Origin of the sequence: Nostoc sp., assembly GCF_036917655.1 — a bacterium.
GTDB lineage: Bacteria > Cyanobacteriota > Cyanobacteriia > Cyanobacteriales > Nostocaceae > Nostoc.
Genome location: NZ_JBALCY010000004.1, coordinates 77,090 through 90,504, shown reverse-complemented (window position 1 = coordinate 90,504; position 13,415 = coordinate 77,090). Strand labels below are relative to the sequence as shown.

Here is a 13,415-nt window from a genome sequence, read left to right as displayed (position 1 = left end):
TGAATGGAAAAGAAACAACTATTGCGATCGCAAATTCTCCAATTAGTAGCAGAATATTACTCAGAAGCATTTCCGCAACGAGAATTTATACCAGGAGAAACACCTGTACCAGTATCTGGGAAGGTATTTGATCAACAAGAACTACAGTATTTAGTAGATTCATCCCTAGACTTTTGGTTAACAACCGGACGTTTTGCAGCCGAATTTGAGGAAAAATTTGCCCAATGGATAGGGGTTAAACACTGTTTATTAGTAAATTCAGGTTCATCAGCTAATCTGTTAGCATTAACCGCATTAACATCCCCAGAATTAGGAGAGAAAAGATTAAAACCCGGAGATGAAATAATTACCGTAGCTGCGGGTTTTCCTACTACAGTAAATCCAATTTTTCAAAATCAATTAGTCCCAGTATTTTTAGATATAGAAATTCCCTCTTATAACATAGATATCACTCAATTAGAAGCAGCATTATCAGAGCGTACTCGTGGGATAATGATCGCTCATGCATTAGGTAATCCATTTAATTTAAAGGCAGTAATTGAATTTACCCAAAAACATAATTTATGGTTAATAGAGGATAATTGTGATGCTTTAGGAAGTTTATATCAAGGACAAAAAACAGGAACATTTGGACATATAGCTACAGCAAGTTTTTATCCTGCTCATCATATGACGATGGGAGAAGGGGGAGCAGTATTAACTAATGATTCTAAATTAAAAAAAATCATAGAATCCTTGAGAGATTGGGGAAGGAGTTGTTGGTGTCCTCCAGGAGTAGATAATACTTGTAATAAAAGATTTGGTTGGCAATTAGGAGAATTACCTTTTGGGTACGATCATAAATATACTTATTCCCATATTGGCTATAACTTAAAAATGACCGATATGCAAGCTGCGGTAGGCTTGGCACAATTGGAAAAATTGCCTCACTTTGTGCATAAAAGAAGGAAGAATTTTGATTTTATATATCAAAAATTAGTAGATTTACAAGATGTATTAATTTTACCGAAACCTACCGATGAATCTGAGCCAAGTTGGTTTGGTTTTCTGATTTCAGTCAAAGAAAATGCTAGGTTTAATCGCTATGAATTGGTGAAATATTTAGAAGAGAATAAAATAGCAACAAGATTATTATTTGGAGGTAATTTAATTAAACAGCCAGCTTATAAAGGCTTAAAATATCGAGTAGTGGGAGATTTAAGAAATACTGATTATGTAATGAATAACAGTTTTTGGGTTGGAGTATATCCAGCCATAAATCAAGAAGAATTAAATTTCATGGCAGCAAAATTACAAGAATTTGTTGTAACATACAAACATTAAAATAATAAATTTTGTTGAGAAAAAATCAAATAAATACTCTTTGTAAATCAAGAAAATAAGGAATAAATTATGATAACGAAACAAGAAAAGTTAAAGTTAATTTCTAAAGTACCTTTCTGGTGGCATTCGATAGATTGCGGTGATGAAATAGTTACAAATGGTCGTAAATCTTCACCCCTTCTTGAACAAGAATTAGTGAATATGGCTTTACCTGATTTACAAAATAAAACTGTACTTGACATAGGTTGTTGGGATGGTTTTTTTGCTTTTAAAGCCGAAGAATTGGGTGCTGAAAGAGTGGTAGCGATGGATGATTATGTTTGGAGTATGAATCTAGCTCAACAACAAAAACATATTGAAGAATATAAGAGTTCAGGAAAAAAACCACAACATTATCATTTGATACCTCGAATATGGAAACCTTCAGAACTTCCTGGCAAAATAGGATTCGATACTGTTCATTACATTAAGGAAAGTTGCGTTGAGCAGATTGTTGGCAATTTTATGAGCATAGATCCTACAGACTTAGGTAATTTTGATATCGTTTTTTTCTTGGGGGTTCTATACCATCTTGAAGATCCTTTAAGAGCTTTAAAACGTTTATCTTTATTGACAAAAAATATTGCCATAATTGAAACTTTGTCCATATTTTTCCCTGAGGTTAACCAAGAAAGTTCTTCTCTGTTAGAGTTTTTTGAAAGTGATGAAATGGGAAATGATGTTGGTAATTGGTTTGCTCCTAATTTAGTCGCTTTAGCAAAAATGCTTAAAGCAGCCGGATTCAAGAATATTGTTCCCACATCTGTTTATCCTCCTTATCCTACTCAACAGCATTATTCTAATTTCTTCCATTATTATAGATTGACAGTTCATGCTTATAAATAAAGAAAAATCCAAGCTAGTTTTAGTAACAGGGGCTACCGGCTTTTTAGGTAGTCACTTGGTCAAACGATTGTTAGCAGAAAAGTATCAAGTAATTATTTTAAAGCGCAGTTTTTCTAATACGGAAAGAATTAACGATATTCTATCAAATCTATCTATATACGATATTGATAAATGTGACTTAGAAACACCATTTTATGATCATAAAAAAATAGATGTCGTAATTCATACTGCTACTTGCTACGGAAGAAAAAATGAAAGCATAACAGATGTACTTGAAACTAATACACTTTTTCCACTAAAATTGCTAGAAATAGCCACTTTTTTTAAAGCTGACACTTTTTTCAATACCGACACTATATTGTCTAAATATATTAATTCTTATTCTCTATCTAAAAAACATTTTTTAGACTGGGGAAAACAATTCGCAGTCACTAAAAAAATTCATTTTATTAATCTTAAATTAGAACAGATATTTGGTGAAGGAGATAATAGTTCACAATTTGTCAATCATGTTATTAGAAGTTTCCTAAGTAACGTAGAAGAATTAAAATTAACCCAAGGGGAACAAAAACGTGACTTTATTTACATAGCTGATGTAGTTTCAGCCTATATGGTGTTATTGTCAAACATTCAGCTAAATTCCTCTTTTTTTATTGAATATGAAATTGGTAGTGGACAAGCCATATCTATCAAAGAATTCGTCCAACTAATTCATAATTTAACTAAGTCAAAAACTCGATTATCTTTTGGCTCTTTACCTTACCGTCAAGGAGAAATCATGTGTTCTGAAGCCAGTATTAAACCATTGCTGAAAATGGGTTGGCAGCCTCAATATTCATTAGAAAGTGGATTATGTAAAACAATGGATTATGAATTACAGCATTTATACCCGAATTGAAGGATAGAACTCAGATGAAATTATTAATTACTGGAGGTTGTGGTTTTGTTGGTTCTAATCTTGCAGCTTCTGCTCTTAATAAACAAGATCAAGTTTTTATTATTGACAGTTTATTTAGATTAGGTAGTGAAAAAAATAAAACGTGGTTAGCATCGAAAGCAAAAAAAAATCAGCTAATGATTGAAATATTTGATATCGCTGATTCTAAAGCTGTTAACAATTTTTTTGAAAAATATGCTCCTTTTGATGGCATTGCTCATCTTGCTGGACAGGTAGCAATGACAACATCAATGCAAAATCCACGTTTAGACTTTTTAACTAATGTAGTCGGTACGTTTAATTTATTAGAAGCAACTAGACAATATTCTCCACAGGCAACTTTTATTTATGCAAGCACAAATAAAGTTTATGGAGAAATGAAAGAAATCAACATAGAAGAAAGAGAAAATCGCTATATTAGTCCTGGTTTTCCCAACGGATTTGATGAAAGTTTCCAGCTAGATTTTTCTAGCCCTTATGGTTGTTCAAAAGGTGCAGCAGATCAATATGTAAGAGATTGGCATCGAAATTATGGCTTAAATACAATTGTTTTTCGTCATTCATCTATCTATGGAGGGAGACAGTTTGCTACTTTTGATCAAGGATGGATAGGCTGGTTTTGTTTGCAAACGTTACAACAAAAACAAGCATTAGAAAAAGGCATAGATATTAAGCCTTTCACCATTGCAGGTAATGGTAAACAGGTTAGAGATGTTTTGCATATTGAAGATTTAGTTAAGTTATATGAATTAACTTTTAGTAATACTAATATGTGTCGAGGAGAAATTTTTAATATTGGTGGAGGAATTGGTAATAGTCTGTCTTTACTAGAGCTATTTAAGATTCTAAATGACAACTTAGAGATTCACTTAAATTTTCAACAAACTCCTTGGCGACATAGTGATCAAAAGTTTTTTGTTTGTAATCTAAGCAAAATAAATGGGTATATTGCTTGGTATCCTAAAATTACTCCTTTAGAGGGAATTAATCAGTATTGGAATTGGCTCAGTTAAATTTAATGATTGATTAATTTTAATAATTTTGGTGTAAATTAATTAAAATAAACTTAAAAATTGGAGACAAAAGTATGCTATTAGTTTCGTTCTGCATTCCTACATATAATTCTCAAGAATTTATAGGTGAATGTTTATATAGTGTCTTAAATCAAGATTATGAAAATATTGAAATTATCATATCAGATAATAATTCTACAGACAATACTAGAAGTATATGCGAAAAACTTCTGCGTGAACATACTAGAAAATTAAAATATAAAATTATCAAAAATGAACATAATATAGGTCCAGTTTTGAATTGGTTAAATTCTATAGAAGAGGCGAAAGGTGAGTATATAAAATTACTATTTTCTGATGATTTAGTTTTACCAAATTTCACAACAACAGCAGTAAAGTTTTTAAATGATCGAGAAACTGGATTTGTTTATACTGCTGCCTTTTCAGGGGTCGAAATAAAACAAAGTGCATTGATGTATGTGGATAAGAATATTGCTGGTAAAATTCCGTTTTTGTTTTTTGTTCATAAAGCTTTATTTGGAGAAAAACCTTGGCATCCATTAGCAGTTCCCTGTTCTCCAACTTGTGCTTTATTTAGAAAAGAAGATTTACTGAACGTTATTCGAGAATTAATTTATTTGAGCGAATCTAAAATTTTGCCAATAAACAATGTGCTATTACACGGCGCAGGTTTAGACCTACTTATTTATTTAAAAATAGCAGATAAATATAATTATGTAGTGCATATACCAGACCCCTTAGTTTTATGTAGAGTAAGAAAGCACTCTTTGTCGTCTTTGGAGTCATCTAAATCTATTCAAAATTTTTCAGATTTTTATTTATCAGCAAGAAAATTTTATTTTGAACGATTTTGTTTGGATAGATATTATCAAGAAGAAATAATAAACAATATAGCAATCGATATTCAAATAGAAATGAACTCATTTTACTCAAGCTATTATGCTGATTTGAATACTAATTTACTTGTTGATAGCAATATATCAAAAAAGGGACTTAATAGAGAAACGGTAAATATTATTAAGATTGCTTTAGATATTGCTGTATTAGGTTTAGGTCATATTAGCAATTTAGTAAGAACTGGAGTATTTAGAGTAACAGAAAATTTAGTTAAAGGTTTAATTGTTAATTCTCAGTGTGAAATTTATTTTTGCACAAGTATAACTAATCTAGTTATACCATGTATAGATTATTTAAACTCTAACTTTCCTAGTCATAATTTTAAAGTTTATACAATTCCAGAATTAAGAAATATAGTTCTTGATGCGTATCATTCTACTTTTTATCCTCTTCCAAAGGATATATACCATGTTCAGAGAATTATAACTATATACGATTTAATTCCCATATTATTTCCCAATTTTACTCCCTTTTCAGATGATATAAGGATGAATGAGACAGTTGATTCCATCGAAATGTCGGATATAATTACCTGCATATCAGAAGCAACTAAAAAAGACTTAATCTATAATAAAAGTTTTTTGAATGATGAACTAGTATTTGTATCTCATTTAGCAGCCGATCCCAAGAATTTTTATTCTTGTAATGATCAAGAAAAGATAAATAATGTACTAGAAAAATATAAAATTCCAAAACAGCCTTATTTGCTAAGTATATGCACTTTAGAACCTAGAAAAAATTTAGAACATATAATTAGATGTTTTTTAAAATTAATCAAGGAAAGAAACATAGACGATATTAATTTAGTGTTAGTTGGTGTTCGAGGATGGAAATATGAAAAAATATTTGCTGAAATAGAACAAGATCAAAGATTAGCACAGCGTGTTATTATTACAGGTTTTGTTAAAGATGAAGATTTAGCTGCACTGTATTCAGGTGCATTAGCATTTTTATATGTATCTTTATATGAAGGTTTTGGTTTACCACCTCTAGAAGCTATGCAGTGTGGAACTCCTGTCATTACTTCCAATACTTCTTCTTTACCTGAAGTGATTGGAGATGCCGGAATTATGCTTGATCCGCATGATGAAACAGGGCTTTGTGATGCTATATTTAAGTTATATTCTGACCCTGAATATAGAGAAAATTTAGCTAAAAAATCTTTTCAACAAGCTCAGAAATTTAGCTGGGATAAATATCTTGAAGAAACCATAAAAATATATGAGTTAGCAAAGGAAAAAAGCCAAAAATTACCGCCTCGTGATATTATCATTGACGGGGTATTTTTCCAACTCTATCAAACGGGAATTGCTAGAGTTTGGAAATCCCTTTTAGAACAATGGGCAAATACTGAATTTGCTAATCATATTTTGGTATTAGATAGGGCTAACACTGCACCAAAAATCAATGGTGTTCGTTATCGTACTATTTCTCCCTACGACTATAACAATACTGAGATCGATCGCCAGATTCTTCAGCAAATTTGCGATGAGGAAGGAGCAGAATTATTTATTTCAAGCTACTACACTACCCCCATTACTACCCCTTCTGTATTCATGGCTTATGACATGATACCAGAAGTATTAGGAAGCAACTTAAATGAACCTATGTGGAGGGAAAAACATAACGGAATTAAACATGCTTCTGCTTTTATTGCTATATCAGAAAACACAGCTAAGGATTTAAGTACATTTTTCCCAGATATACCATTAGAATCAATTACCGTTGCCCATTGTGGAGTAGATTCTCTTTTTTGCCCTGCTTCTGAAGTTGAAATAAACGCTTTTAAATATAAATATGGTATAAATAAACCCTATTTCCTATTAAGTGGCTTAGGAGGATATAAAAACACAATTCTCTTTTTTCAAGCATTTGCACAACTAAGCAACAAACACAATTTTGATATAGTAGCGACTGGTGCAGATAGTCAATTACCTTCCGAATGGCGACAATATACTGCCGGATGTACTTTTCACAGATTACAATTAAGTGATGAAGAATTAAGATTAGCTTATGCTGGAGCAGTGGCATTAGTTTATCCTTCTCAATATGAAGGTTTTGGAATGCCAGTAATTGAGGCAATGGCTTGTGGTTGTGCTGTAATTACTACTCCTAATGCCTCCCTACCTGAAGCCGGAGGAGATGCTGTAATTTACGTCAAAGATGATGATACTGAGGGTATGGTTGATGCTTTATGTGAAGTGCAAAAACCTAGTTGCAGAAACTTATTAATTAATGCAGGCTTAGAACAGGCGAAAGATTTTTCTTGGGTCAAAATGGCAGGAATTGTAAAAATAGCCTTTATTAAAGCCTCATTTTTAGATTTGAATCTCAAAGAAACTAACATAATTGTTTTTCCAGATTGGTCAACAGAAGAAGAAAAATTAGGATTAGAATTAATGGATGTTATTCAATTAATCACATCCCATCCTAATCATGAACAAATTACTCTACTGATCGATATCAATGGCATTGCACAAGAAGAGGCTGATTTATTCTTGCAAGGTATAGCTATGAATCTTATGATGGAAGAAGAAATAGATATAACTGAGAAGTTGACAATTTCTTTATTAAGAGATTTGACTGATAGCCAGTGGCAAAGCTTAATTCCTTGTATTAATGCCAGATTGGTTTTAGAACATGAAAATAAACAGATAGTTGCCAATCAGCAAGTAGGGCAAATTCCTTTATTTTCTCTAGAAAATTTATAATTCTCTATTACGAGTAAATATATTATATATAGCAATCCTAAATGAGTTGTGAAAGTTCTCTCCTTTCAGATACCTGACTTCTCAAATAAGTCGTTTATCTAACTTTTCACGAATGATTTAGGAATACTATATTTAGATTATGAAAATATGAATAAAATCGGATTTTTCTATTGCATACGTCCCAGTTAACTAATTGAGCGCAGATTTTCATCCCTTAGAGGTTGTTTGAAAAGTGGTTGGCTGTGATTTTAGGCACTTATTGATCAATCGGAATAAAAGCCCCCCTTATAAAGGGGGATTTAGGGAGATATAGAATGTTTTACTACCGATAAGAGGACTTTTTAAACGTCCTCTTAAGTAAAGAGTATTAGTTAGATTTCGACTGGTTATTTGTTTGGGAATTGCTGTTGACTTGTTCTTTCTTCAGTTGCTCTAATAAAACCTTGTAATTCGGACTATCAGGACGTAACTTGACTAGCTTTTCTAAAGCTTGAATAGCACCCTGAGTATCTTTCAACTTGAGCTGCACATTTACCAATCCCTCCAGGGCTGTTGGGTTTTCTGGTTCCCGCTGTAAAACCAGCTCGTAACCCCGCGCCTGTTGCTGTAATAATGACTCAGCAGAAGGAGACGCAATTGCTGGCTTAGGTTGACTAGCCTGTTGGATTGCTGGAATGACTGCAAATACCGTAGATCCAAAAAACGAGAACATCGAGACTATCGTTACAATCTTTTGTCGCCGCCCAATCTGCTTTTTACGAGCAATTAGATATTCTGCCTCTGAACTAGCCATACCTCACATACTTGCTGTGGTAAATACTTAGGTAACAGCAAGCCTCCCGTTCTGAGAATACCCACCTGCTCAATATAAACTAACATCTTGACTGGAAATTTTTTACACAAAATTCAAATGCTGACTGTGAAGACGAGAGAACTTTATGGTAGTCCCATGCTGTACTGACAATTTTGCCATGCTCGCCCCCATACTTCAAAGCAAAACCCTCTCCTGCGCCTAAACAGGGCAACCCTCTAGGTCTTATTCTCTGAGGCAAACATTAAAATTATATAAAGATTTGCGATTATTCTGCCTAATGCCTGATGTTTGCGCTATTCTAAATAACGTTTAAAGAAACAGAAACAGTAGACATTTCTACTAAATTGCAAATTTCCCTGTCAGTCAAAAACTTTCAAACTAGCCCGTGTCTTATGGGTTCTTCAACAAGCAAACATATTTTTCGTGATTCAAACAAATAGAATTTTCCCACTTATCCTCAGTCACACTACTTAGTGCAACTTTCCAAAGGACTAATTATTCTGCTCGGCTTTCACAATAGATATCTTACAAAAGGTACTGTTGCACTCTTGTGGAGAAAGGATAAAGGTTAAGAGGAGAAAGATTCACGGGAAAGGTTAAAGGAAAAAAGGGGAAATAGAAACATCCCTTACCCCTTCATGCCTTAACTCTTCCCCCTGAATCTTTGCCCAACTTCTGCAAAAAGTTTAAGGACTACTTGGTGGAATTGGAGTTTTGTGGTGGTAATTACCGTACAAAACCGAATTTACCAGTAACTTAGTAGAGTTTGTTATGGTATAGTTAGAAAGTTAAGACTAGCTTTACCAAAATTACACCACTCTACGACCCGGCAACAATTGCAGAATGGGAAGCAGTTTTAATTAAGCATTTACCAACAAAATCTGAATTCAATCGAGGTTATGACTCAGCAAGTGATTCACCCAATGGTGAAATTGCAGCGAAACGTGCAATCACTCATAGAATCGAATATTATCAAGCCAAGCGATAGCATCTGGAAAATCGCTTTGCTCTACGGTAATGAATGGCAGCACTGGAAACAGGAACTGCTTGACTTTGGCTTTAGTATGCAAGACCCAGTTAGTGAATTGCTAGCTGTAGAAACTTGGGATGAGGAATAGGGAATAGGGTTTTTTAAAATTCACTACTCCCCCACTCACTACTCCCTAAACTTTGCAAGCAGCTAACGCCGCAGCTAACTCGTTTGCAGTTTGATAGCGATCGCGTGGCAATGGTTCTGTAACGCGATCAATCACATCTCTTAATTGGGAACTAATGGTAGGAACCTTTGCCACATCAAACCTGAAGTTTCGCCCTCGTTGGCGGTAATACTTGAACGGGTTTTCCCCTGTGAGCAGAAAAATCAGCGTTGGCCCGATTGCATACAAATCAGATTGAGTCAAAGGTTGTCCTCGTTCTTGTTCAGGAGCGCAGTAACCTTCTGCACCAATTCGAGTACCGGGCGCTGTGCCAATTTCCTTAACTGCGCCAAAATCCAGCACCACAATGCGATTCAAAGAACTTCGCACCATTAAGTTGGCGGGTTTAATGTCGCGGTGAATCAGTGGAGGGCTTTGGCTATGAAGATAGTCTAAGATATCGCAGGTTTGGATCATCCAAGCGATCGCTTGGTTTGGCGTAACTGGCCCAGTGGTATAGATACGTTTCTCTAAATCTTGTCCGTGGATTAGTTCCATTGCCAAGTATTTTTTTCCGTCTTCTACAAAGAAGTCATAATACTTGGGAATTCCAGGATGGTTAAGGGATTTAAGAGTATACGCCTCCCGCTCAAATAATTCTTGAGCTTTGGCAATTTTTACCATATCAGCATTCATTTGCTTCAACACCAGCAGTTGTGGGCTACTCCCAATCTGACCCGCCGCATCCCAAGCGAGATAAGTAGTACCCATACCTCCTTGTCCGAGAATTCGCAATACCTGATAATGGCTAATTTTCTGTTGTACCGAGAGAGGTTGGCCGCAGTGGATGCAAAACAGATTATTCGGGGAGTTGCCTTCGTGCGTGCAAGTGGAGAATGAATTTGCTCTACCTTGGGCTGAGTAGACTGTTTCAACGGCGTTTTCTTCTGTCCCTTGCATTTGTGGCGAAAGCAAACCAGTTTCCAGTGCTGTTACCTCCTGAATTTGGAATTGCAGTATTGGGCCTCCCTGTGCCAGTTGCAAAAGGGAATTATCTGGTAACGGACTCTGAATCACAAGGACACCGTTGAGGAAAGTCCCATTTGTACCCTGACTAATCAGTTGCCAAGCATCGCCATTCCTAGCGGAACCGACTTGTCTCAGTTCTAGATGATGCCGCGAAACTAAACTATCAGTTAAAACAACGTGATTATCTGCCGCTCGACCAATCCGAATTATGGAGGAGTTCTCAAAGCACCACTGCTGGAGGGGCGTTTTCTGTTGCGGTTCTAACAGGGTCAGACTAACCACAATACAACCTATAAGGTAAGAGGATTAGGCATTGGGGATTAGGGATTGGGGATTGGGGATTGGGAATCAGAAGTATTTTACAGTACCCCGTACCCAGTCCCTAGTACCCATGCCCCAGTCCCCATTTATGATTAACTTTCCAGATTTGGGCGTACTTTTGCCCGAACAAGTATACCAGTAATGTTGTCATGACCATTGTGTTGGTTTGCCAACTCAATTAAGTCTGTAACGCTCCGTTCTAAGTTAGCGCCAGAACTAAGTAAAGGTTCTAAGTGAGTCTGCCAATGGGTTTCTAGTAAATCATTATCTGATAGACCATCCGATGCCAACAGCAGAAGAGTATCTTCATTGATCTCGAAAAAGCCGACATCGGGATTAATCGAGTTTTCGTCACGAGGCCCCAAGGCTTGGGTGAGTTGGTAGGCATCCGGGCGGGCATAAGCTATGCTTGCTTCCACTCCCCTGGTGATTTCCCGTTGCCCAACTTCGTGATCTACTGTGACTTGTTCTAGTCCCCGCTTGCGCGTCAAGCGATAGAGACGGCTATCTCCCACATGAGCAACTGCTGCTTGAGTATCTTGAATTAAGAGCATTACCAGAGTTGTACCCATGCGCCCCACTCCAGAACGGGCATCTTGTTGATTGAGCTTGTAAATCGCCTCATTAGCTAAATACACTGCCTCACGAATGCTATCTTCTGTTGGCAGTTGGTTGGCAATCCAGTGTTCTTGAAAATATTGCCGTAGGGTGTTGACTGCTAACTCACTGGCTATCTCACCGCCAGCGTGTCCACCCATACCATCGCAGAGAATATACAAACTATGCCCTTGTAGAACTCGATTTTTAGGGAACTCCAACTTCTGAATTTTGGTTTCAATGCCAAAGTAGTCTTCGTTATGATGACGTTGACGCCCTACATCAGTGCGTCCTGCATCTTCCAAGCTACTTAACTGCATCGCCAGCACAACAGTTGGCATATCATCAGTTTTGCTAATGATATCTTCTGGCTCATCTGATTCCGGGATAGTGGGCACAGCAGTATTTTTCTCCTTTATTGGGGGCAAAGTTGCGGTTCCTAGTGCTTCCAGTTCAACAGAGATTTCCTCCAAACGCGATCGCAACTGTGCGATCGTGTGAATCTTACCTACATCTAAATCCCCCAACATCTGGACTACAGAGCCAAATTGAGTGCGTTGAGATTGCCTAAATAGCGCTTGCCAAACCCGCCCCAAAGCTTGGATAGTTAACGGCTCCTCTGGAATAGCAGATGTTTGGGCTTGGGCATCTTCTGGCGACTCGGTAGCGGGCTGAGAATTCGATGATTCCACATACAACCTTTGTAGCGCCAGCGTTTGGTCTTCATCCAATCGCAAATTCGACAAATCTAAAAGGCTTTGACGACAATTTACTGGTTCCAATAATGCCCAAAGTTGGGTCATTTGATAACACCAGTGTAAAATTTTTAACGAACTCGTTGTTTCTTCTTGCCACAGGTCGAGTAAAGGCTGCCAATCCGAGCGGTCTTCAATTATTACTACCTGTATATCACCCTGCTGCCATGCATCGTGAATCGGCGGTATCCCCCGCTGACCTTGGGATTGTAAGGCAATATAAAGTTTAGCAAGGCGAGGAATTGCACTTGCTTCCACTGATGGCGTGACTAAATCTGATTGCTGACTTCTTAATATTGCCTCAATGGGTGATATTTGATACGGCTGGCAGTCTAGAACTCTCACACCTACATCAGTAATGGTGGCAGTTTCAGTTTGGGCAGGTAGCGAATCTAACAATTGATAGCGCTCTTGGGAGTCTAAATAGGAGCCTAATGCAATCTGAGAACTAGGAGATAGAGGAGATGAGAAAGATATTGCTCCCTCATCTCCCTCTACTCCCACACCTCCCTTATCTACTTCATCCCCCTCTACTCCCAAAGCTTCCCCAGTCATTTCCTTAGCAATAATTGCCCAAAACACTGTTCCACATTCCGTGCCACAGTTATGACAACGTAGTGCATTCACCGGTACATCATCGGTACTGCATTCAGGACAGACCTTGTGAGTCAGGGACGTGCCACAGTTTTGACAGAATTTGTTGCTATTGGGGTTTTCAAATTTACACTGAGGGCAAATCAGCATAGTGGAAGTTCCTTAATTCCCGTTCCAAGGTGCTTCTAGCTACTAAGATCCAAGGTGCCACAATTGGCTGTCCCTGACTACAGTAGACCTACAAGAGATTGTAGTTTATCAATGAATTTTGGTGGCAGTATTAATTGTGACGCATATTAGATAAATATTTAATATATTGGCACATTGGCAGCCAATTCCTTATAAATGGGGGAGTGGGGAGTCGAGAGTAGGGGAAGAAGAA

Annotated in this window: 9 protein-coding genes; 6 read left to right on the top strand and 3 right to left on the bottom strand. The window is 36.6% G+C overall.

All coding sequences use genetic code 11. From position 1 onward, the window contains the following. The first annotated feature begins 3 nt into the window (after positions 1–3). From rfbH to V7K30_RS03220, 5 genes are all read left to right on the top strand, one after another. Positions 4–1,323 carry a lipopolysaccharide biosynthesis protein RfbH gene (rfbH, locus tag V7K30_RS03240; protein WP_334997052.1) on the top strand — a complete coding sequence of 440 codons (1,320 nt, stop codon included), beginning with the start codon at positions 4–6 and terminating at the stop codon, positions 1,321–1,323. 69 nt (positions 1,324–1,392) lie between these two features. After that, positions 1,393–2,208, top strand: coding sequence for a DUF1698 domain-containing protein (locus tag V7K30_RS03235; protein WP_334997050.1), 816 nt, complete (start codon positions 1,393–1,395; stop codon positions 2,206–2,208). Further along, positions 2,195–3,106, top strand: coding sequence for an NAD-dependent epimerase/dehydratase family protein (locus V7K30_RS03230; RefSeq protein WP_334997048.1), 912 nt, complete (start codon positions 2,195–2,197; stop codon positions 3,104–3,106). The genes V7K30_RS03235 and V7K30_RS03230 overlap by 14 nt, the downstream gene beginning before the upstream one ends. Before the next feature lie 14 nt (positions 3,107–3,120). Next, positions 3,121–4,158, top strand: coding sequence for a GDP-mannose 4,6-dehydratase (locus V7K30_RS03225; protein WP_334997046.1), 1,038 nt, complete (start codon positions 3,121–3,123; stop codon positions 4,156–4,158). A 74-nt stretch (positions 4,159–4,232) separates the two neighbouring features. After that, a complete protein-coding gene (locus V7K30_RS03220; RefSeq protein ID WP_334997044.1) occupies positions 4,233–7,787 on the top strand; it encodes a glycosyltransferase in 3,555 nt (1,184 codons plus the stop codon). A gap of 367 nt (positions 7,788–8,154) precedes the next feature. Here the strand turns inward: V7K30_RS03220 and V7K30_RS03215 are convergent, their stop codons facing one another. Next, a complete protein-coding gene (locus tag V7K30_RS03215) occupies positions 8,155–8,580 on the bottom strand; it encodes a tetratricopeptide repeat protein (RefSeq protein WP_334997042.1) in 426 nt (141 codons plus the stop codon). A gap of 920 nt (positions 8,581–9,500) precedes the next feature. On the opposite strand from V7K30_RS03215, the gene V7K30_RS03210 reads away from it, so the two are divergent. Next, on the top strand, positions 9,501–9,719 hold the full coding sequence (locus V7K30_RS03210; protein ID WP_012407469.1) for a DUF4327 family protein: 219 nt from the start codon (positions 9,501–9,503) through the stop codon (positions 9,717–9,719). A gap of 45 nt (positions 9,720–9,764) precedes the next feature. Here the strand turns inward: V7K30_RS03210 and V7K30_RS03205 are convergent, their stop codons facing one another. Both V7K30_RS03205 and V7K30_RS03200 read right to left on the bottom strand, forming a co-directional pair. After that, on the bottom strand, positions 9,765–11,048 hold the full coding sequence (locus tag V7K30_RS03205) for a protein kinase domain-containing protein (RefSeq protein WP_334997040.1): 1,284 nt from the start codon (positions 11,046–11,048) through the stop codon (positions 9,765–9,767). A gap of 131 nt (positions 11,049–11,179) precedes the next feature. Further along, positions 11,180–13,183: a serine/threonine phosphatase gene (locus tag V7K30_RS03200; protein ID WP_334997038.1), complete on the bottom strand. Its 2,004-nt coding sequence runs from the start codon at positions 13,181–13,183 to the stop codon at positions 11,180–11,182. Positions 13,184–13,415 lie beyond the last annotated feature (232 nt).